Source organism: Vibrio sp. NH-UV-68, from assembly GCF_042940635.1.
In the GTDB taxonomy this organism is placed as follows: Bacteria; Pseudomonadota; Gammaproteobacteria; order Enterobacterales; family Vibrionaceae; genus Vibrio; species Vibrio pacinii.
Genome location: NZ_CP134975.1, coordinates 2,791,037 through 2,810,536 on the forward strand (window position 1 = coordinate 2,791,037; position 19,500 = coordinate 2,810,536).

Annotated in this window: 19 protein-coding genes and 1 riboswitch; of the genes, 9 read left to right on the plus strand and 10 right to left on the minus strand. The window is 47.9% G+C overall.

Annotation, left to right across the window (positions count from 1 at the left end; translation table 11 throughout):
• The first annotated feature begins 68 nt into the window (after positions 1-68).
• On the plus strand, positions 69-596 hold the full coding sequence (gene yjgA, locus ViNHUV68_RS12710) for a ribosome biogenesis factor YjgA (RefSeq protein WP_038175274.1): 528 nt from the start codon (positions 69-71) through the stop codon (positions 594-596).
• Between the two features lie 147 nt (positions 597-743).
• Here the strand turns inward: yjgA and thiQ are convergent, their stop codons facing one another.
• From thiQ to mpl, 5 genes are all read right to left on the minus strand, one after another.
• The gene (gene thiQ / locus ViNHUV68_RS12715; protein WP_038175273.1) at positions 744-1,448 is read right to left on the minus strand and encodes a thiamine ABC transporter ATP-binding protein; all 705 of its coding nucleotides are present in this window, start codon (positions 1,446-1,448) and stop codon (positions 744-746) included.
• Positions 1,432-3,036, minus strand: coding sequence for a thiamine/thiamine pyrophosphate ABC transporter permease ThiP (gene thiP / locus ViNHUV68_RS12720; RefSeq protein ID WP_391088427.1), 1,605 nt, complete (start codon positions 3,034-3,036; stop codon positions 1,432-1,434). The genes thiQ and thiP overlap by 17 nt, the downstream gene beginning before the upstream one ends.
• Positions 3,037-3,045: 9 nt before the next feature.
• Complete coding sequence (gene thiB, locus ViNHUV68_RS12725; protein WP_391088428.1) at positions 3,046-4,053, minus strand: thiamine ABC transporter substrate binding subunit; 1,008 nt, start codon at positions 4,051-4,053, stop codon at positions 3,046-3,048.
• Positions 4,054-4,101: 48 nt separating this feature from the next.
• Positions 4,102-4,223: riboswitch (TPP riboswitch) on the minus strand.
• Positions 4,224-4,282: 59 nt separating this feature from the next.
• Positions 4,283-4,912 carry a flavin prenyltransferase UbiX gene (locus tag ViNHUV68_RS12730; protein WP_038175269.1) on the minus strand — a complete coding sequence of 210 codons (630 nt, stop codon included), beginning with the start codon at positions 4,910-4,912 and terminating at the stop codon, positions 4,283-4,285.
• 11 nt (positions 4,913-4,923) lie between these two features.
• A complete protein-coding gene (mpl, locus tag ViNHUV68_RS12735) occupies positions 4,924-6,276 on the minus strand; it encodes a UDP-N-acetylmuramate:L-alanyl-gamma-D-glutamyl-meso-diaminopimelate ligase (RefSeq protein WP_391088430.1) in 1,353 nt (450 codons plus the stop codon).
• A 312-nt stretch (positions 6,277-6,588) separates the two neighbouring features.
• On the opposite strand from mpl, the gene fbp reads away from it, so the two are divergent.
• On the plus strand, positions 6,589-7,605 hold the full coding sequence (gene fbp, locus ViNHUV68_RS12740; protein ID WP_038175267.1) for a class 1 fructose-bisphosphatase: 1,017 nt from the start codon (positions 6,589-6,591) through the stop codon (positions 7,603-7,605).
• A 129-nt stretch (positions 7,606-7,734) separates the two neighbouring features.
• Here fbp and ViNHUV68_RS12745 read toward each other — a convergent pair whose 3' ends face one another.
• The 4 genes from ViNHUV68_RS12745 to ViNHUV68_RS12760 are packed head-to-tail and all read right to left on the minus strand — an operon-like array spanning position 7,735 to position 14,004.
• Entirely contained in the window at positions 7,735-8,094 is a 360-nt protein-coding gene (locus tag ViNHUV68_RS12745; protein WP_038175266.1) for a DUF2799 domain-containing protein, read from the minus strand.
• Between the two features lie 57 nt (positions 8,095-8,151).
• The gene (locus ViNHUV68_RS12750; RefSeq protein ID WP_391088432.1) at positions 8,152-8,499 is read right to left on the minus strand and encodes a gamma-glutamylcyclotransferase; all 348 of its coding nucleotides are present in this window, start codon (positions 8,497-8,499) and stop codon (positions 8,152-8,154) included.
• A 22-nt stretch (positions 8,500-8,521) separates the two neighbouring features.
• Positions 8,522-12,292: a translocation/assembly module TamB domain-containing protein gene (locus ViNHUV68_RS12755; protein ID WP_391088434.1), complete on the minus strand. Its 3,771-nt coding sequence runs from the start codon at positions 12,290-12,292 to the stop codon at positions 8,522-8,524.
• Positions 12,289-14,004: a BamA/TamA family outer membrane protein gene (locus tag ViNHUV68_RS12760; RefSeq protein ID WP_391088436.1), complete on the minus strand. Its 1,716-nt coding sequence runs from the start codon at positions 14,002-14,004 to the stop codon at positions 12,289-12,291. Before ViNHUV68_RS12760 ends, ViNHUV68_RS12755 begins: the two co-directional genes overlap by 4 nt.
• Before the next feature lie 116 nt (positions 14,005-14,120).
• Here ViNHUV68_RS12760 and msrA point away from each other — a divergent pair, with 116 nt between their 5' ends.
• Positions 14,121-14,744: a peptide-methionine (S)-S-oxide reductase MsrA gene (msrA, locus tag ViNHUV68_RS12765; RefSeq protein WP_038175262.1), complete on the plus strand. Its 624-nt coding sequence runs from the start codon at positions 14,121-14,123 to the stop codon at positions 14,742-14,744.
• Between the two features lie 46 nt (positions 14,745-14,790).
• On the opposite strand, the gene ViNHUV68_RS12770 is transcribed toward msrA, so the two are convergent.
• On the minus strand, positions 14,791-14,991 hold the full coding sequence (locus ViNHUV68_RS12770; RefSeq protein WP_038175261.1) for a DUF1107 domain-containing protein: 201 nt from the start codon (positions 14,989-14,991) through the stop codon (positions 14,791-14,793).
• A gap of 205 nt (positions 14,992-15,196) precedes the next feature.
• On the opposite strand from ViNHUV68_RS12770, the gene ViNHUV68_RS12775 reads away from it, so the two are divergent.
• The 6 genes from ViNHUV68_RS12775 (at position 15,197) to ViNHUV68_RS12800 (ending at position 19,448) form a co-directional block, all read left to right on the plus strand.
• The gene (locus tag ViNHUV68_RS12775) at positions 15,197-15,748 is read left to right on the plus strand and encodes a YtfJ family protein (RefSeq protein WP_038175259.1); all 552 of its coding nucleotides are present in this window, start codon (positions 15,197-15,199) and stop codon (positions 15,746-15,748) included.
• A 76-nt stretch (positions 15,749-15,824) separates the two neighbouring features.
• Positions 15,825-16,124 carry a DUF2607 family protein gene (locus tag ViNHUV68_RS12780; protein WP_245609276.1) on the plus strand — a complete coding sequence of 100 codons (300 nt, stop codon included), beginning with the start codon at positions 15,825-15,827 and terminating at the stop codon, positions 16,122-16,124.
• A 65-nt stretch (positions 16,125-16,189) separates the two neighbouring features.
• Positions 16,190-16,930 (plus strand): DUF2796 domain-containing protein, encoded by a 741-nt coding sequence (locus tag ViNHUV68_RS12785; protein ID WP_391088440.1) that lies wholly within the window; start codon positions 16,190-16,192, stop codon positions 16,928-16,930.
• Between the two features lie 53 nt (positions 16,931-16,983).
• Positions 16,984-17,691 (plus strand): ABC transporter ATP-binding protein, encoded by a 708-nt coding sequence (locus tag ViNHUV68_RS12790; RefSeq protein ID WP_038175256.1) that lies wholly within the window; start codon positions 16,984-16,986, stop codon positions 17,689-17,691.
• Positions 17,688-18,947, plus strand: coding sequence for an FtsX-like permease family protein (locus tag ViNHUV68_RS12795; protein ID WP_391088442.1), 1,260 nt, complete (start codon positions 17,688-17,690; stop codon positions 18,945-18,947). Before ViNHUV68_RS12790 ends, ViNHUV68_RS12795 begins: the two co-directional genes overlap by 4 nt.
• 36 nt (positions 18,948-18,983) lie before the next feature.
• Complete coding sequence (locus tag ViNHUV68_RS12800; protein ID WP_391090322.1) at positions 18,984-19,448, plus strand: DUF3299 domain-containing protein; 465 nt, start codon at positions 18,984-18,986, stop codon at positions 19,446-19,448.
• The last annotated feature ends 52 nt before the right edge of the window (positions 19,449-19,500 follow it).

Here is a 19,500-nt window from a genome sequence, read left to right on the forward strand (position 1 = left end):
AGAATTTCGCTTTCTCCCCACGATTCTTGTTAAAATAGAGAAATAGATGGTCATATTAGGGTAGAAAGATGGCACGTAAAAACCAAAAAGCGCCATGGGAAGAAGAAGAAGAGATCATTTGGGTCAGCAAAACCGAAATGAAACGCGACATGGAAGAGCTACAAAAGCTTGGTGAAGAGCTGGTTGAACTTAGACCGTCGGCTCTAGAAAAATTTCCTTTGAGTGAAGACCTAGCCGATGCAATAAAAGACGCCCAACGCTTCAAGAACGAAGCACGTCGTCGTCAGTTGCAATACATTGGTAAGTTAATGCGTTTTGAAGATATCGAACCACTGCAAGCAGCGCTAGATAAAGTCCGCAACAAACACTCACAGGCAACAGCAGAGTTACACAAACTTGAGCAGCTGCGTGACCGTATTGTGGAAAAAGGCGATGAAGCGATCTCAGAGGCAACCGAGCTTTATCCAAGTGCGGATCGTCAGCGATTACGTCAATTGGCTCGCCAAGCCAACAAAGAGAAACAAGCCGGTAAGCCAGCTAAAGCATATCGTGAAATCTTCCAAGTGCTTAAAGCGCTCAATGAAGAAGAGAGTTAAGCGATTAGCGATTAGCGATTAGCGATTAGCGATTAGCGATTAGCGATTAGCGATTAGATTTAAGGGTTGACGTGCATGCGTCAACCCTTTTCGTTACCCACCTCACCACTCCAGCACAACAGCGTGATACTCAGACGCCTGACTTTTTTAATCGCTGGCACGAACAAATTCGCTCAATGCAGGGTGGCAATGCTGCGTCGTAAGCTGAGTGACAGGTCCATTCGCGGCCACTTTTCCGTCGGCCACAAAAATAAAGTCACTCGCGATCGATCTGGCATCACTAATATGGTGCGTCACCATCAACACTGTAATGTGTCGTTCATCAGCCAGCTTGCTCACCAATGCGAGCATCTCTTCGCGTAAAATAGGATCAAGGGCAGAAAAGGGCTCGTCCAGTAGCCAAATTGGATGCGGCTGAACAAAACAGCGCGCCAATGCGACTCGTTGACGCTGGCCGCCTGAGAGCTGTTCAGGGAGACGATCAAGGTAAGCATCGACTCCGACTTGTTGCGCCGCTTGAACCACTTGTTGCTGCTGCTGAGGCGTCAGCTTAAGCCCAGGGTGCAAGCCTAAAGCGATGTTCTGCTGCACCGTTAAGTGAGCAAACAGATTATGCTCTTGAAACAACATCGCAAATGGCCTTTGGTGCGGCGCTCGGCCAACAAGATTGACCCCATCGACCATAATTTGCCCTTTACTCGGCTCAATAAAGCCTGCCACTAGCGCCAGTAAGGTGGATTTACCGGCACCACTAGGCCCCATCAGAGCAACAATCGAACCTTGGGCGATGGTGACATCAAAATGGAATAGCTCATCATGATAATAATAATCGACCTTATTGAGACTTAACATACTTGACCTTATCGTTGGCGTTAAACAACACTTCGAGTAGCGAAAAACAACCGACGCTGAGCAGTAACAGGGTTAGCGATACCACTGCGGCAGCTTCCATCTGATAACTGCCAAGCAGTTGAAACAGATACAGTGGCAGAGTTCGGAACTCTTGGCTGCCAAACAGTGCAATCGCACTCAGGTCGCCAATCGCCAACATAAAGCTGATAGCAAAGGCATGGGCAAACGGCTTTTTCAATGCTCGCCACTCAACCACTTTAAAACGCTGCCAACCTTTAAGGCCTAAACTCGCGCATAAGTACTGATAATGTTGCTCTATATGTAACATAGGTTGAGCAAGGGTTTTTATCACATATGGCAAGCCCATTAACGCATTGACCGCAACGACCACAACAAACGCTAGACTGAACACATCGGTTACCGTGCGCAGCAGCAAAAAGAGCCCAGTAGAGACCACCAACCCTGGCGTAACCAATATGATCGTTGCCATTAACTCAATATGATCAGCACTTTTATGCCGTCGATTGAGTCTTAAACGGCGACTGGTTAACAAAATCGCATAACCACTGACGACCGCAATCACACTAGCCAACGTCGCCACTTTCAATGAAGCCAGTAATGCCGACCAAAAACGACTGTCCACAAACACGGTCAGCGCTTTGCTATTGAAACCACTGAGTACCACCATCAATAGCGGGGGTAACACCAATAACATCGCCAAACCGATCCAGCTCCAGTCCCAGCATTTCATGTAGCCACTGTCTCTCACTAACCGGATGTTCTTTGCTTGCGAGCCCACCGCTGTCGCCATCGGTTTGGCTAAGCGCTGAATCGTTAACGCCATGATCGCGCACAACAGCATTTGCCACAGCGCCAATAACGCCCCTGTTTGGAGATCAAAATCAAACTTAATCGCTTGATAAATGGCCAGCTCTATCGTGGTCGATTTGGGGCCGCCGCCTAATGCCATTACGGTGGCAAAACTGGTGAAACACAACATAAACACCAAGCCACAAACATGCGGAAGCTGCTGACGCAGTCTCGGCCACTCTACCCAACGGAATTTTTGCCACGCGCTCATGCCAAGGTGCGCGCACAACTTATGTTGTTCAAGGGGAATCGTATCTAAGGCTTGCAGTAACAGTCGCGTCGCATACGGCAAGTTAAAAAAAACATGCGCGAGCAAAATACCGTTGAGGCCGTAGATAGAAAATGGCAGCGCTATGTCGAGGCTATTCAGCCATGAAGCGAGCAAGCCACTGTTACCATAAATAGCCAGCAGACCAAAAACACCGACCAACACTGGCAGCACTAACGTAGTCGCAAACAGTTTAAGCAGCAGTGACTTGCCGAAAAACGCTCGCCTCGACAGTGCGTGAGCAACGGGAATCGCGAGCCCTACGCTAAGTAGTGTCGAAACAAAAGATTGGTAGAAACTAAACTTGGTGACGTGGCGGTAATAGGGATCGTTCCAGACACTCATCACATCAAGCGTTGGCGCTTGTATTAGTAGAGCAGCGAATGCGGATACAACAAAGGCCGCGATAATCATCGCGACCCATAAACCGACTTTAGGAATGGTATACAAAAGACACCTTTAGAAAGTCAGTGCGTTTTGCCATTCGCGAATCCAAGCTTTGCGGTTTTGCGCCACCTCATCCGCCGAGAAAGCAAGTGATTTGCTAGGCACAGTCAGAGTATCAAATCCTTGTGGCAATTTAACGTCGGTAACAGGGTACATCCAGTTGCCAGTTGGCATCGCCGATTGGAAGGCATCACTGAGAATAAACGCCATAAACTGATCGGCCAGTTTGTCATTTTGAGTACTTTTCACCTTGGCCGCGACCTCTACCTGAGTGTAGTGACCTTCGGCAAAGTTAGCCGCTGCAAACTTTGCGTCATTCTCTGCAATCAAATGATAAGCGGGCGATGTGGTGTAAGACAAAACCAAATCCGACTCACCAGCAAGGAACATTGAGTAGGCTTCTGACCAACCTTTGGTGACAGTCACCGTCTTGTTGGCTAACTCTTGCCAAGCTTGCGGCGCGGCCTCACCGTAAACCGATTTAATCCACAACATAAGCCCTTGTCCAGGCGTTGAGGTGCGCGGATCTTGGTAGATCACTTTCAAATCGTCACGAGACTCAATCAACTGTTTAAGGCTGGTTGGTGGGTTAGCCAGTTTCTCTTTGTTGTATACAAAAGCAAAATAGCCAAAGTCGTAAGGTACGAACGTTTGGTCATCCCACCCATTAGGCAGCGTCACCGTACTGGTATCGACGGTATGTGTCGTTAGTAGCCCGGTTTGTTTCGCTTCTGCCATCAGGTTGTTATCTAGGCCCAACACGATATCGGCTTTACTGTTACTGCCTTCCAAACGTAAACGATTAAGAATCGAGACGCCATCATCGAGCGCGACAAAGTTAACGTCACAACCACATTGCGCTTCAAACGCTTTTTCAATCGTCGGACCTGGGCCCCACTCTGCGGCAAACGAGTCATAGGTGTACACCGTTAAGGTGTCATTCGCCGCTTGGGCGGAAAAAGAGGTGATCAATGCAACGGCAAGGCTGCTGATAGAAATAGGGGTTAGAGTGTAGTTCACTGCTCGCGCTCTCCTTGTGTGAGCGGCACAGGCTTGAGGGACAGTAACTTGGTGTCCATACTCAATTCCTACGCCAGCATTATCTGGTTCAGGTACACGGGTCCCAAGCAAAGCCTGATCTCAGCCACCAGCCAATAAAGATTGACTCGGTAGCTCCCCGATGAGTTACGCTCAGATTGTAATAGTTATCAGACTCAATAGCCATCCCCTAATAGTTGGAGGTGCAGCTTTAAATATGACGGGGATCATAGCCCCAACGTGGAACGAGCCCTTGCTCAATACCCAAGTGATCGAGAATGCGCGCCACCATAAAGTCAACTAAATCGTCAATCGACGTTGGCTGATGATAAAAACCTGGCGCAGCTGGCATAATAGTGACGCCAAGCTGCGACAGCTTATGCATATTCTCGAGGTGGAGGGTTGAAAATGGTGTCTCACGTACGACCAACAGCAGCTGGCCACGCTCTTTGATCACCACATCGGCGGCACGCTCAATAAGGTTGTCCGACATACCGTGAGCAATCGCAGCGACACTGCCTGCCGAACAAGGACAAACCACCATCTGCTTTGGTGCCGCCGAGCCCGAGGCAACCGGAGAGAACCAATCATCTTTACCACACACCACCAGTTTGTCTGGCGCGCAATTAAGCTGTTTTACTAGCGCTTGCTGCGCAGCTTGTGGGTTAGCTGGCAACTTTAGCTCTTGCTCAGTCGCCAACACCACGCGCGCGGCTGAAGAAATCAGCAGATAAACTTGATAATCGGCGGCGAGCAAACACTCTAGCAAACGCAGACCGTAAGGAGCGCCGGATGCGCCAGTAAAAGCTAAGGTGATGGCTTTAGGTTTGTTGTTACTCATAGTTACTCGGTTCAGTTGGCGAGTTTCGCCAATAATTTGCTGTGAATACCTTCGAAGCCGCCATTACTCATCACCAACACTTTATCACCCGGTTGCGCACTGGCAACAATGTCGGCCACCAGTTGATCAATGTCATGCGCAACTTGGGCGGGTTGATAACACTGCTCAGCAACATCGGCAACAGACCAATCGATATTATTCGGTTGATAGAGAAACACGCGATCAGCTTTGGCCAATGACGCGGCTAACGTATCTTTGTGCACACCACGTTTCATGGTTGCACTGCGCGGTTCAAGTACCGCGATAATTTTATCCTTGCCGACCTTGTTACGTAAACCACCTAAAGTCAGTTCAATCGCAGTGGGGTGATGAGCAAAATCATCATAAACGGTCACACCGTTAACCTGCCCTTTTAACTCTAGTCGGCGCTTGGTATTAATAAAGCTTGCCAGCGATTGACAGGCGAGGTCGGGGGTAACGCCAACATGGCGCGCCGCTGCAATCGCCATCAAAGCATTATCGACATTGTGATCGCCGACTAAATCCCAACCGACTTGACCCACTTTTTTGCCCTGGAACAAAACATCAAATTTAGATCCATCACGCTCAAGCTTTTCAGCCTGCCAATCACCGCCTAAACCACTGAATTCGGTTTCGCTCCAGCAACCACGAGCTAAAACATCGCTAAGCGCCTGATCTTGCTTGGGAGCGAGAATACGACCATTACTTGGTACAGTGCGAACTAAATGATGGAACTGACGCTTAATGGCTTCAAGATCATCAAAAATATCGGCATGATCGAACTCAAGATTATTCATCACCAAGGTACGAGGGTGATAATGAACAAACTTAGAACGCTTATCGAAAAAAGCGCTGTCATATTCATCGGCTTCGACCACAAAAAACATACTCTCGCCCAAACGTGCCGAGACTCCGAAGTTACCCAACACGCCACCAACAAGAAATCCAGGTTGATAACCACACGCCTCGAGGATCCACGCCAGCATACTTGATGTGGTGGTTTTACCATGTGTCCCTGATACGGCAAGCACCCAACGATCATGGAGTAAAAACTCCTGCAGCCACTGTGGGCCTGAGGTATAGCGCAAATTGGTATTAAGCACATGCTCTACGCACGGATTACCGCGGCTCATGGCATTACCGATCACCACTAGGTCAGGCGCAGGATCAAGCTGTGAAGGATCAAAGCCTTCTATTATTTCAATACCTTGTGACTCTAGTAGTGTGCTCATCGGCGGATAAACGTTGGCATCACTACCCGTCACTTTATGCCCCAGTTGACGAGCTAACACCGCTGCGCCACCCATAAATGTGCCGCAAATCCCCAAGATATGAATATGCATAACCGACCCTGTTTTAGGCGAAAAATAATCCGCTCATTATGGCGGCAAAGCGCTAAAAAGCGAACTACTTTGACTATCGATTATCATGATAGTCAAATCACTTGGTTACTCTTCAGCCACAAGTCACTACTAGGCAAACAAAATGTAAGTTGTTCTTTAGTCGACAAATAAATTGAGATCTCAAACAGTTAGTTCATTACCAATAAAAAGATCTTACTTTTACACTTAGGCTTGGGTAGTCATTCACGATCCGCAGAGATCTGTCCACCCAATCCCCCTATCATTGAGCGACTTTTTTTAAAGGAAAAATCCATGTCTGGAATGCGCACCCTTGGCGAGTTCATTGTTGAAAAACAAGCGGACTTCCCCCACGCTAGCGGTGATCTATCATCCCTACTCTCTTCAATCCGTCTTGCTGCTAAGATTGTTAACCGTGAAATCAACGCGGCTGGTCTTGGTGACATTACTGGCGCTGTCGGTACGGCGAACGTACAAGGCGAAGATCAACAGAAACTTGATGTCTACGCTAACGATAAATTCAAAGCCGCTTTAGAAGCACGCGATCAAGTGTGTGGTGTGGCCAGTGAAGAAGAAGATGAGGCAGTAGCGTTTAACAAAGAACTGAACAAAAATGCCAAATACGTGGTGTTGATGGATCCACTTGATGGCTCGTCTAACATTGATGTGAACGTTTCTGTTGGTACGATTTTTTCTATCTACCGCCGAGTGTCACCGATTGGTACTCCACCAACACAAGAGGATTTCCTCCAACCAGGCCACAAACAAGTCGCGGCGGGTTACGTGATCTACGGCTCCTCCACCATGTTGGTTTACACCACAGGTAATGGCGTCAACGGCTTCACTTACGATCCATCGCTAGGTACCTTCTGCCTTTCACACGAGAACATGATGATCCCACAACAGGGCAGCATCTACTCAATCAATGAAGGTAACTATATTCGCTTCCCACTTGGTGTAAAAAAATACATTAAATACTGCCAGGAAAGTGCGCCAAGCGACAATCGCCCTTACACCTCTCGTTATATTGGTTCACTGGTTGCAGACTTCCATCGCAACCTGCTTAAAGGCGGTATTTACCTTTACCCAAGTACGCAAAGCCACCCGAACGGTAAGCTGCGCTTGCTGTATGAGTGCAACCCGATGGCTTACATTATTGAACAAGCTGGCGGCGTGGCTTCTGATGGTGTTAACCGCATCATGGACATCAAACCGACGGAGCTGCACCAACGTGTTCCTTTCTTTGTTGGCTCAAAAGATATGGTTAAAAAAGTAGAGCTATTTTTAGAGCAAAATCGCGAACCATCATAATCTGCCAAGCCAGTTCCAAAAGTAAAAGAGTCGACCAAGGTCGACTCTTTTTTTGTGTGCTGACTCTTTTATCCGCTTAAGTTTGTTAGCTGGTTAAAAGTTTGTTAGCCGGTTAAAACTGTTAGTCAGTTAAAGCCTTGAACCCGCTGTCGAGCTGCGCCCTGACATGTAATCTTGTTGAAAGAAAGGATCGAGCTTGTCGCAGATACCTTGGTAAGGTTTACCCGTGACACCGAGCATGTAAGCATTTTGAGCGCAATATGTCGCTCTGCCCTGCTCGTAACCATTCTCATAAGCCATATAGAGCTCTGGGGTGAGATAACCATCACTGTCGAGCTTGGTCAGTTTACTTTGTGACTGCTTCAGCCAGCCATTTTCAGCGCGCAGCTGTCCGTAATCGATCCAGTCTTGTGCAGCATTCGACATTGGGGGTGGCTGAGTACTACAACCTGCCAGTAATAATGTCATTAATAGTAATTTCGTTTTCATCGCTCTCTCCTTCATCGTTGATTGGCCGACTAACCAAAGTGATGAATGAACAACTACCTATACCTTTTGACACCAATCTCCAGAAGCAATCAACACGTCCAGGTGACTGGCATCTTGGTAAAAATAGATCCAAGCCAGTCCAAATGGTGTGTCAATTTGCTCTCGTCGATAAGTCACGGGGACATCTTCGAGCAAATCAAGCTGCTCAAGTGTCGCCTCATCAATCAGATAAACTTCACCAACAATGGTACTACGTCCTTCTGTTACGGCTGGATACGGGCCAAGATCATATAAACTGTAAATAGGTGGCGTCATGTGTGTGCCAAGCCATTGTGCTTGGGCCATCAGATGATGGTTAGCTTCCCCATGGCGTAACGTGCCATAAACAAAAACTAAATGTTGCATCCCTACCCTGCCTTTTATGTTCCTAATCAAACTCAAACTGGTATAGCACATCTACCGCGCTGTCGACTCCGGACATCGCTTCTAAATAGAGATCCTGCATCAAACGATAGCGCACCGTAAACTCACCGACTGAATCAAATATTCCCACGCCATATTTCACTTGTAGCCCTGGTAAAATATAGCCGCTTACCGTCACTTGCGAATCATCACCTGAACCCGCAGTATCAAGTTGAAGATCTTGGACACCAAAAGCTTCACCGATTTCGCCCACCACGCGACCACTTTTCGCTAAACTAAGGCCGATTAAGGTCGTGGTCATGGCATTGCCGCCCGTTTCACCATCAATGTCTTGCCCACGCAGTAAATAAGACAAAGCGTTAGCTTGAGGCATCGCCGGTTCAGAGAAAATCGTCACCGTCGGTTCACTGGCTGGCCCGCTCACTTTGACCCCAGCGGTAACATCGTCTCGCGTATTTTCCGGATTACGTATCGCGGAGATCTGAACATAAGGTTGATCGACCGGACCATTCATTAGAATTTTGCCCTCATTGATCAGCAAATCTTGGCCAAATGAGCGATAAGAGCCGTCGGTAATATTGATTTCACCAGTGACAAATGACCCTTTGTCTTTTTGAGCTACGTTAAGCTGACCAACTAAACCGCCTTCTAGTCCAAAGGCGGACAATTTAAAGTCATCACCAATCTTGATATTGATATCGGTTTCAACCGCAAAAGGCACAGAGCTCTGCTCATCGATTGGTTCCAATTGTTGATTCAAAATCACCTGATCTTTCGATACTCCCACCGCACTGGATGGTAACTCTTCAACTAAGATACGCCCCCAAGGCAGTGCAATATCCCCATCAATTCGCGCATAATTTGGCGTGGCAGAGATGGTCATGTCAGGCTGAACTTTGATCTTAACCATAGGCGGAAGGTCGACTAACAGCTCTTGGGCGTAAACGCGCACATTGGTGCTCCAATCTTGCATATTTTGCCAGTCAGCATCACCGGACAACTCTAACTGGCCGTCGGGTGTATTCAGCGCCGCCGCCAAAGAGGCTTGATAGCCATCAAAGTTAAGCAACACACGACCAGACTCAATTTCAACCGGAGAGATCTCCCCTTTAAGCTTAATGTCATCGACCACAAACCGCCCTTTAACCTGAGGTTGAAGAGCAGGTCCAGTAATCGCTAAGTCTGTCGAGATATTGGATTTGAGCTGACTAAACTCACCAATGAGTGGGGCGAGGAAATCAAGATTAAAGGTCGTCAGTTGCAAGCGACCATCGAGTTGCTTGTCTTGACTTAAAACATTGGCAATCGCGACATTGCCAGAAACATCACCATTGTCCGTGACATCAAACAGCCAATCGGCCTGTAACTGGTTGTTGTCGAGCAGGGCATTGAGCGCCACTGACTCCCAGCCGATACTCACCGCTTGCTCTAACTCTTGGGTCACTTGACCTTTCGGTAGTTGCAGCGCCGCCTTGATATACGGCGGCAAGTCTGGTGCCCACTTAGCGGTTACTTGCGCATTTACTTGCCCTGCAACCACAGTTTGCTTCGGTATCAGCATCGCGATTTGATCAAAATTAAAGTGCTCAAGAGAGAGCGTTGCTTCGCCACTTTGACCGACATTGATGTCTTTATCTAGACATAAGGTTGAACCCGCTTGCTGCCAACAATGAGCCGCCACCGAGACTTGCTCAGTCGCCATATCAAAAGCTAAGGCTGTCGATTGAGCGAGACGCCACTCACCCTGCTTCGAGGACAACTGCATCCGCTTTAAATCGCCACGCCAAGCCAGTTCGGGCTTATCGTCAAGAGCGCCGGAAAGGGTTAACTGGGTCGAAGCAATATTTGAGCTAACATCAAGAATTAAATCATGCGCTTGCTGGGAGCCATTCAAATTTAACCTGAGATCATCAACCGTATAATCTTGATAATGTGCTTGTGTGACTTTGAGCGCTAAACGTCCTTCAGGAGTCGGGAGTGGCGTCACACGCCCATTCAATGTCACCTTCTCGACCTGAGCTTGCTGCTGCCAATCAATCGCGTCTAGCTCTAAATTAAGGCCAATCTCTGGTGCTTGCAGTGCACCACGTAGTTTGACGTTACCACGCGCTCTGCCTTGCAGATCAGGCAGCGTTTTGATCATTTCAGGAAAATTGATCGCCAAGTCCATCTGCCATACTTGGCCAAGCTCGCCTTGCGCTTCAATTTTATTCGGCCCATGAGACAAAACCAAACGTGGTGTCTTGACCATCAACTCGCCGTTGCCCGCATTGTCGGCAGCACTCAATGCCCCTTCAATATTGAGCGGATAGCCACGCAGTAAACCATCAATATCCAACTTAGGCAGCTCAACATTCCAACCGCCCTGCTTGGTCAAACGACCAGTAGTAGAGACAGAGCCACTAAGATCGCCTTCCGCATCTGGCCATTGCAAACCCGGCTGAATATGGCTGATGTTTAGATTCGCCGCCCAATTGATTGGCGCTTGCCAGTTGGCCATCACATCCCCTGTCAGGCTGCCCCCCAAGGTCGCCATATCAACCCGACTTAGCTCAATGTGCGACAAATCCCCTTTGCCTTCGAGTGACAAAGAGAGATCAGGTAAGGCTTGACCTTTGATCTCACTATTAAGTGCTAAGGTATAGCCCTCTAGAGATCCACGGCTTTGCAGCGAGTCTAGCGCAACAAAATACTCCCCTTGGCCAGTGAGAGGCCATTGCACGTCAACGTCCGATAGTTGGACATCAAAAGGGAGCTCACGACGCAGCGGTTGCAACTGGGCATGAATATCGCCTGTCGCTAACCCATCAAACACTGCCTTCACATCCAAATCGGCGACACTGCCACTGGCTTTAACAACCACCGTTTGTCCTTTGGCTACCGGCTCTTTAACCGTGGCGTTAAGGCTAAGTGTCAATGGGTAGTCACCAGCAAGCTTAATATTGGTGGCAAGCTGGGCATTCACTTGCGGCATATCTAGAGTTAAGTTTTTGACATTGATCTGAGATTGCTTGGCATTGGCCACCAAGGCTAAATGATTGACAATCACGGGGGTCGCTTGTTCAAGCTTGAAATCACGAATATCTAAACCGAGCAATTCAATTTGCAGCGGTAGAACCACCTCAGGCAGCTCGATAGTCTCTGATGGCTCATTTGTCGCGCTCGAAGCAGTGCTCTGCGCTTCGACACTCTCCTTGTCAGCTAAAGCGACACGAGGCGAGATCAGTGCCATTTTATTGATTCGCAGGCGGTTACCTTGAAACGAAGCACCGGTGGTAAACGAGCGCCAACCAATCTGATGGCCAAGAATATCGAGTTCGATATTGCTCAACGCCAAGCGAGCAACACTGATCGGGATAGGTGAAGTAATCACGCGAGATGATGAAGAGGGGTCACTCGTCTGTGGAGCTTGATCAGAGCTTGGCGGCAATTCCGGCATCGAAAAATTCAAACCGTCAATCGCCAGTTCATCCACACACACTCCCGGCTCGGTCAGACAGGCGGGATTGATCGCCAATGTCAGCGTTCGTGCTTGCGTCGAAATATTCAACTGAGGATCATCAAAGCGTACCTTGTTGAGCGTAAAGCGCGGCAACACCGCACCGTCAGTCGACTCAATACTTAGCTGTGGCAGGGCTTTTTCGGCTCCCCAAACAATCAAGTTCAAGCCGGGATTGGTCAACAGTAGCATCGCTAGTGTCAGCAACAGCATAAACAACAAGCTGACAACAGAGAGTGAGAGCCACTTCGAGCACTTGATCACCACTTTAATCATAACTCTGGTCCTAAGGTAAAGTGGATTTGAAATTCATCGCCTGGCGCCGCATCCAATCCCCATGCAAAATCTAAACGAATAGGACCGACAGGTGATGCCCAGCGCACCCCGCCCCCTGTACCGCGTTTTAATTCTGGTTGGTCATTAAATGCATCGCCAACATCATAAAATAGCGCGCCCCACCAATTTCCGTAAACACGATACTGATATTCCAATGAACTGGTCGCCATATATTTCGCCCCGGTTAATGCACCACTGACATCTTTCGGCGAAATCGACTCGTAACCATAGCCGCGTAAATTATTATCGCCACCAGCGAAAAAGCGCAAAGAAGGCGATAATTTGTCAAACTGTTCAGCAAAGTTTGCGCCGCCATCAAGACGGAAAATGCCGCGATGATTGTCGCCAATACTACGAATCCAAGTCATGCCACCTATCAAGCGAGTCACGCGCGTTTCCGATAACAGGCTAGGATCGCCATACTCAAGCGTGACACTTTGGCGATCGCCCCACATCGGCATCGCACCACCACGGATACGCGTACGCGATAAAGAGATGCCAGGCAACACAAACTGACCGCTATCATCTTGTATACCTTGTTGGTAGTTCTCAATCAAATAGCGCACGAACAGGGTTCGCTGCCAGCCACTGTCCATCACCCAATGACGCTCTAACGCAAGATTAGATTCCAAGCTTTTGGTATCGCGGCTATCGAGATTCTTCATGCCATACTGAATACGGTAGTACTGTTTTAAGACATCATCGAGCGGGATGCGATAGCCAGCGGTCACTGTCTGCTCGGGCGCGGATAGAGAGAAACTGCTGTCAAAACTGTGTCCACGACTATTAACCCACGGTTTTTTCCACTTCAGCGTGCCACGAACACCCACATCGGTCGAATACCCGAGACCCGTTTCCAATTGATTACGTGCTTGCGGAGCCAAAGAAACTTTCATTGGCAATTCTCTTCCTTGCCCAAGCTGGCTCAAGTCTGGCTCGACAAACACCGATGAGAACCAATCGGTATTCGACAGGTTCTGATTGTACTCCCCCACCTGAGACACCAAATAAGGATCTCCGGATTGATAAGGCGCCAGCGATGCGACTCTGTCCTCTTTTATCTGGCTCCCCGTGATAACATTCTCACCAAAGTGGTAACGAATGCCGCTATCAAAGTGAAGACGAACAAAGGCTTGATTAAGTTCAGGGGCGACTTCCAAACGACTAAGCTGATAGCTGCCTTCAAAATAACCATGCCGCAGTGCCAGATTACGAATCGCACTTTTCAACGAGTCATACTGGCTATGCACCAGAGGCTGTCCTTGTTTCAACCCACTGTTTTCAATCAAGGCGCTAAATTCAGGATCATGGCTAGCTTCGCCGCTGATCTGAATATCAACCAACTCAACTAACACCACTGGACCTGGGTCAATATTGACGGTCACTCGGGTTTGATCGTCTGACACAACAAACTCGTACTTGGGATGGTAATAACCTAGCGCGTTAAGGGCCTCGGTGAAATTACGCTCTAAGCGCGCTTGAAAGCGTAAACTGACTTCGTAGTCATCTGGTGGAATCGCCGACAAATAAGCATCAACATTATCTAATAAGGCGCCTTCAATACCTTTGATATCCAAATCAACGCCTTGCGCCCAACTGACAGGCGCAAACGTAAGGAGTGAGATTAGGACTGGTAAAGGCTTTCGGATCATGCTTAATTATCTGTCTACATCATTTACAAGAATAATAACGCCTGTACAAATAGAAGTCTGTATGAAAACAGTCAATTAGGCGGTCTTTATAAAAAAACTCATTAAGGATGTTTATCATGCTCGACAAACAAAGCCTAATCTCGGCGCAAAATGCGCTACCTGGCCGTGAGACGCCAATAGCGATCGACGATGTTCATTTCGTTAACCAATCCAGTTTGACCGCAGAACCTGCGCAAGGTTGCGAAAAAATCTTACTCGGTATGGGCTGTTTTTGGGGCGCTGAACGACTGTTCTGGCAATTGGAGGGAGTGATCAGCACCAGTGTTGGTTACGCGGGCGGCTATACTCCCAACCCAAGTTATCAAGAGGTGTGCAGCGGGCAAACAGGCCACACTGAAGTGGTACGTATTGTCTTCGACCCAAAGAAAATAACCCTCGAGCAACTACTGCGTACTTTTTGGGAGAGGCATGACCCGACTCAGGGAATGCGTCAAGGCAATGATTTAGGGACACAATACCGTTCAGCCATTTATGTCTATAACGATGAGCAACAACAGCAAGCGCAACAGTCGAAACTTGCGTATCAAGCTCTGCTCGGAGATCAAGCGGACAATATCACCACAGAGATCACGGCTGCTGGTCCATTTTATTACGCCGAGCAGTATCACCAACAATATCTAGCCAAAAACCCTGATGGCTACTGTGGTTTAGGCGGAACTGGTGTTTGCTTCCCCGCATAAACGAAAAAAGTCGCCTCCGGGCGACTTTTGACTAACAATCACTTGGTTATGCAGAAAGCGACTCTATTGCCTGATTGATCTCTTTAAACGTCATCAGTTTTTGTTGATCCCGTACATCGGGCAACAACACCTTGCCATTATCAAAATCAAACTCTCCGACACCTGCAATTGCGAACTGACCTTTAAACAAAGTTTTAACAAATCGCGCAATCTGTTGTGGGTGATAGTTGGGAAATTTACGCAGCATAGCAACTCCAATATCCTTTTATGATACGACCGATAAAGGCCGCGTCGCTCTTATCCTTAGAACGTGTCAGGATTATACCTGATGACGTTCCAATGTGAACCATTTTGTTAACAAAATGATCTATGCTCACGCTATTACAGCGATTTTTACCCGCGATAAAAATTTAGGTATATACTTTTTTCGCTTACATAAAAGGAACAATATAATGAAAACGAAAACTTTACTTGCTCTGGTAATCGCATGCTCTCCAAGCTTTGCTTTTGCACATAACATCGCCATCGGTCAACCAGTGGCTAGTATTGAAATCGCCAGTCATGGCGAAATCGTACTCAATGGTGACCAGACCGAGTTCCAAGCTTGGTCGAGTCAAGACATGCTAGGAAAAGTGCGGGTTATCCAAGCCATTGCGGGTCGCAGCAGTGCTAAAGCGATGAACGCGCCATTAATGACCGCGATTACCGCAGAAGAATTCCCGCAACAGAGTTATCAAACCACCACCATCATCAATCAAGATGATGCGATTTGGGGAACGGGTTCATTTGTGAAATCGTCTGCCCAAGACAGCAAAAAAGAGTTTCCTTGGTCTTCAATGGTGCTAGATAAAGAAGGCCGCGTGGCCAAAGCTTGGCAACTCGCTGAAGAGTCATCGGCGATCATTGTGCAAGACAAACAAGGCCAGGTTTTGTTTGTCAAAGAAGGGGTATTAAGCGACCAAGAGATCGAACAAGTCATTCGCTTAATCAAACAAAACATCTAGGCTAACGGCTTAACTTTCGCCTTTTAAATGGAATTGTTATAGTATAACAATTCCATTTTTTATCAGTGTCGTTGTTGTGAATCGAGCAAGTCTAAAGCCTACCCGCTCTCACACGGTTGCCTTACTGGCCATCGTGATGTTGCTATGGCTAAACTTCGCTTATATCGATCATCAATACGATCGCTCATCAACACACCATAGTCAGCACGACTGCCAGCTTTTTGCTTGTGGATTACATGGCGCAAGTGCCGCCGTGGCGACGTTAACGATCACACCGTTAACCAGTATCAGAGCAACATCACCAGTCTTTCATTTCTTCCTCGTCAGCATTTGGGCCTACCATGCCCGCTCTCCACCCAAGGTTGATTATAGTTAAGCAATAACACAACCCAACTCACCGCTGTAGGTGGCTTTAAACACGACTATTAATCAGGACTGACAATGAAAAACCTTACTCCCATTGCCCTTGGCATGACTCTCGCTATCAGCGCTGTCGCACACGCTGAAGAAGGCTTTCGCCAACACGATGCTCACGTTCACGGGCAAGTCGAATTTAACATCGCTCAAGATGGCTCCGATTTATTATTTGAAATCACGGCGCCAGGTGCTGATGTGGTAGGCTTTGAGCATGCGGCGCAAACGGAGCAGCAGCAACAACAACTCAATGCAGCCGTGACGATTCTCAATCAAGCAGACAAAGTGTTTGTTCTGGCCGACAGTGCTGGCTGTCAGTTGATTGACCAATCGGTGACTCACACGCTCGGTGAGGATGACCACGACCATCATGACGATCACGGCAACCATGACAACCATGACAACCATGACAACCATGACAACCATGACAACCATGACAATCACGACAACCATGACAACCATGACAACCACGACAATCACGACCATCACGACAATCACGACAACCATGACAATCATGACAACCACGACAATCATGACGATCACAAACATGATGAACAACATCAGCATCATGACGAGCATAAATCAAGCCACGGTGAATTTACCGTCCAGTACCACTACCAGTGTGACAACATTAAGGCGTTAAACAACATCGAGACCCAGTGGTTTACTCAGTTTCCGAGCACTGAATCAATCAAGGTCAACCTGTTGACGGATACCAAACAAGCTGCACTCGAGTTACATCAAGATCAAACAGCGATCTCATTCTAATGACAACCGTGGCTCAGTCTGGCTGAGCCACCTTGCATGATTGGACATCAACAATGGACATCAAACCCCATCACTGTGTGGTTGAACTCAACCAAGTGAAGTTTACTTGGCCTAGTAATGACAAACCGACATTGGATATCCCCTCTTTGTCGGTAAAGCGCGCAGAGCACCTTTTTATCAAAGGGCCGAGTGGATGCGGTAAATCGACTTTACTCGGGCTGCTGACTGGTATTCATACTGCCACCTCAGGCAAGGTGTCCGTACTGGGAGAAGCACTTTCATCCATGACAGGTAGCCAGCGCGATAAGTTTCGTGCCGACAATATAGGTTATATTTTTCAACAATTTAATTTATTGCCATACCTTAATGTCATTGAAAACGTCACTCTACCTTGTCAGTTTTCATCGCATCGACGCCAGCAAGTCGAAGGGGACTTAATCGCCAACGCAAAAGCTTTGCTCGATAAGCTGCATCTGCCCAGCTCACTCCTGAATAAACCGGTAGCCGAGTTAAGTATTGGTCAGCAACAGCGAGTCGCGGCAGCGCGCGCTTTGATCGGTCGCCCCAACATCATCATTGCTGATGAGCCGACGTCATCACTTGATTTTGATAATCGCAGCGCGTTTATTGAGTTACTGTTAGAACAAGTCAATCAGGCTAATTCAACGCTATTGTTTGTCAGCCATGACCCGACCTTAGAAGCTTTCTTTGACAAAACGATTAACCTCCAACAGTTAAATCAAGCCGGAGGCTACCTATGACCCCAACGCTAACATTGGCTTGGAAAAGCGTCCGTAACCGTAAAGTGACGGCGATTCTGAGTATATTGACCGTGGCTATTTCAGTGATTTTACTACTTGGCGTGGAGCGAATTCGCACCGAGGCCAAAAGCAGCTTTGCCAACACCATTTCTGGTACTGATCTGATTGTCGGCGGCCGTTCGGGACAAGTAAATTTATTGCTTTACTCAGTCTTTCGCATCGGTAATGCAACCAATAATATCGACTGGAAAAGCTATCTAGAGTTCAGCCAACACCGCGCTGTAGATTGGGCTATTCCTATCTCACTCGGAGACTCTCACCAAGGGTTTCGGGTCATGGGAACCAATCATCAATATTTTGCCCACTACCGTTATGGACAAAAGCAAAACCTAGCCTTTACGCAAGGCCGAGAATTCAATGGTCTTTTTGAAGCCGTAATTGGCGCAGAGGTAGCCCGCACACTTAACTACCAGATTGGCAGCGATATGGTCATTGCCCATGGCATTAGCGATGTGGGTTTTAGTCGTCACGATACCTTACCTTTTAAGGTCGTTGGTATCTTGGCCCCAACGGGCACGCCGGTTGACAAGACGGTGCATGTTTCATTGCAAGCCATTGAGGCGATTCATGTCGGCTGGGAAAGCGGGGCCAACTTAGGCAATACCCCAAGTGCCGAGCAACTGGCCAGTATCGACTTTCAACCCCAACAAATTACCGCCATGATGCTAGGTTTAAAGTCAAAAATTCAGACCTTCGCGCTGCAGAGGCAAATCAATACCTACAACAAAGAGCCGTTAAGCGCTATTTTGCCGGGCGTTGCCCTACATGAGTTATGGGCAATGATGTCGGTGGCAGAACAAGCCTTGATGGCGGTCTCGGTATTTGTGGTCGTGGCAGGACTGCTCGGTATGCTATCGAGTTTGCTGACGAGCCTGCAAGAGCGTCGGCGTGAAATGGCGATTCTGCGTGCCATGGGCGCTCGGCCTCGTCACGTATTTAGCTTGCTCATTCTCGAAGCCAGTGTATTGACCTTTGTCGGTCTCATTGTCGGGACGATCGGCTTATATGCGATGTTGACGTTGGCCGCACCACTGATTCAACAGACCTACGGCATCAATTTATCACTAAGCGGTTTATCCTATTACGAGCTTTTACTGTTAGCAGCTGTACAACTGGCAGGAACCACCATAGGATTTATTCCCGCCCTTCGTGCGTATAGACAATCACTTAACGACGGAATGACAATCAGAGTATAACCAATGAAAACCATTAGCCTATTACTTATCACCCTCATGACATTCGGTGTAACCAGTTTTACAACTCATGCCGAAGAGACCTTAACGCTCGACTGGATTGACTTAATTCCAGAAAGTGAGCGCAACCAGTTTGATTCCTATGGCATGCCAGCCGTCGATCACTCTACAGATGTAATGAAACAGTCCAAAGTTGGCGGAATCAGACCAGAGCTTAACGGCAGTAAAGTGAAAATACCGGGATTTGTGATCCCATTGGAAGGGGACGAAAACAACGTCACTGAATTTTTGCTGGTCCCTTACTTTGGCGCGTGTATCCATGTGCCACCACCGCCGCCAAACCAAATCATCTATGTCCGCTTTCCTAAAGGCGCGCCCGTGCAGCAGTTGTGGGATGTTATTTATGTGGTAGGCACACTCAAAACTGAAACCGTCAGCCACGAGTTAGCAGAGACTGGCTATGTGATTGAAGGCACAGAGATTGCCGAGTACGATGATCTGTAAGTGTTAAAAAAATGAGCCGCCTGTTAACGCCCTTTTTTATGCCAAATAGCTA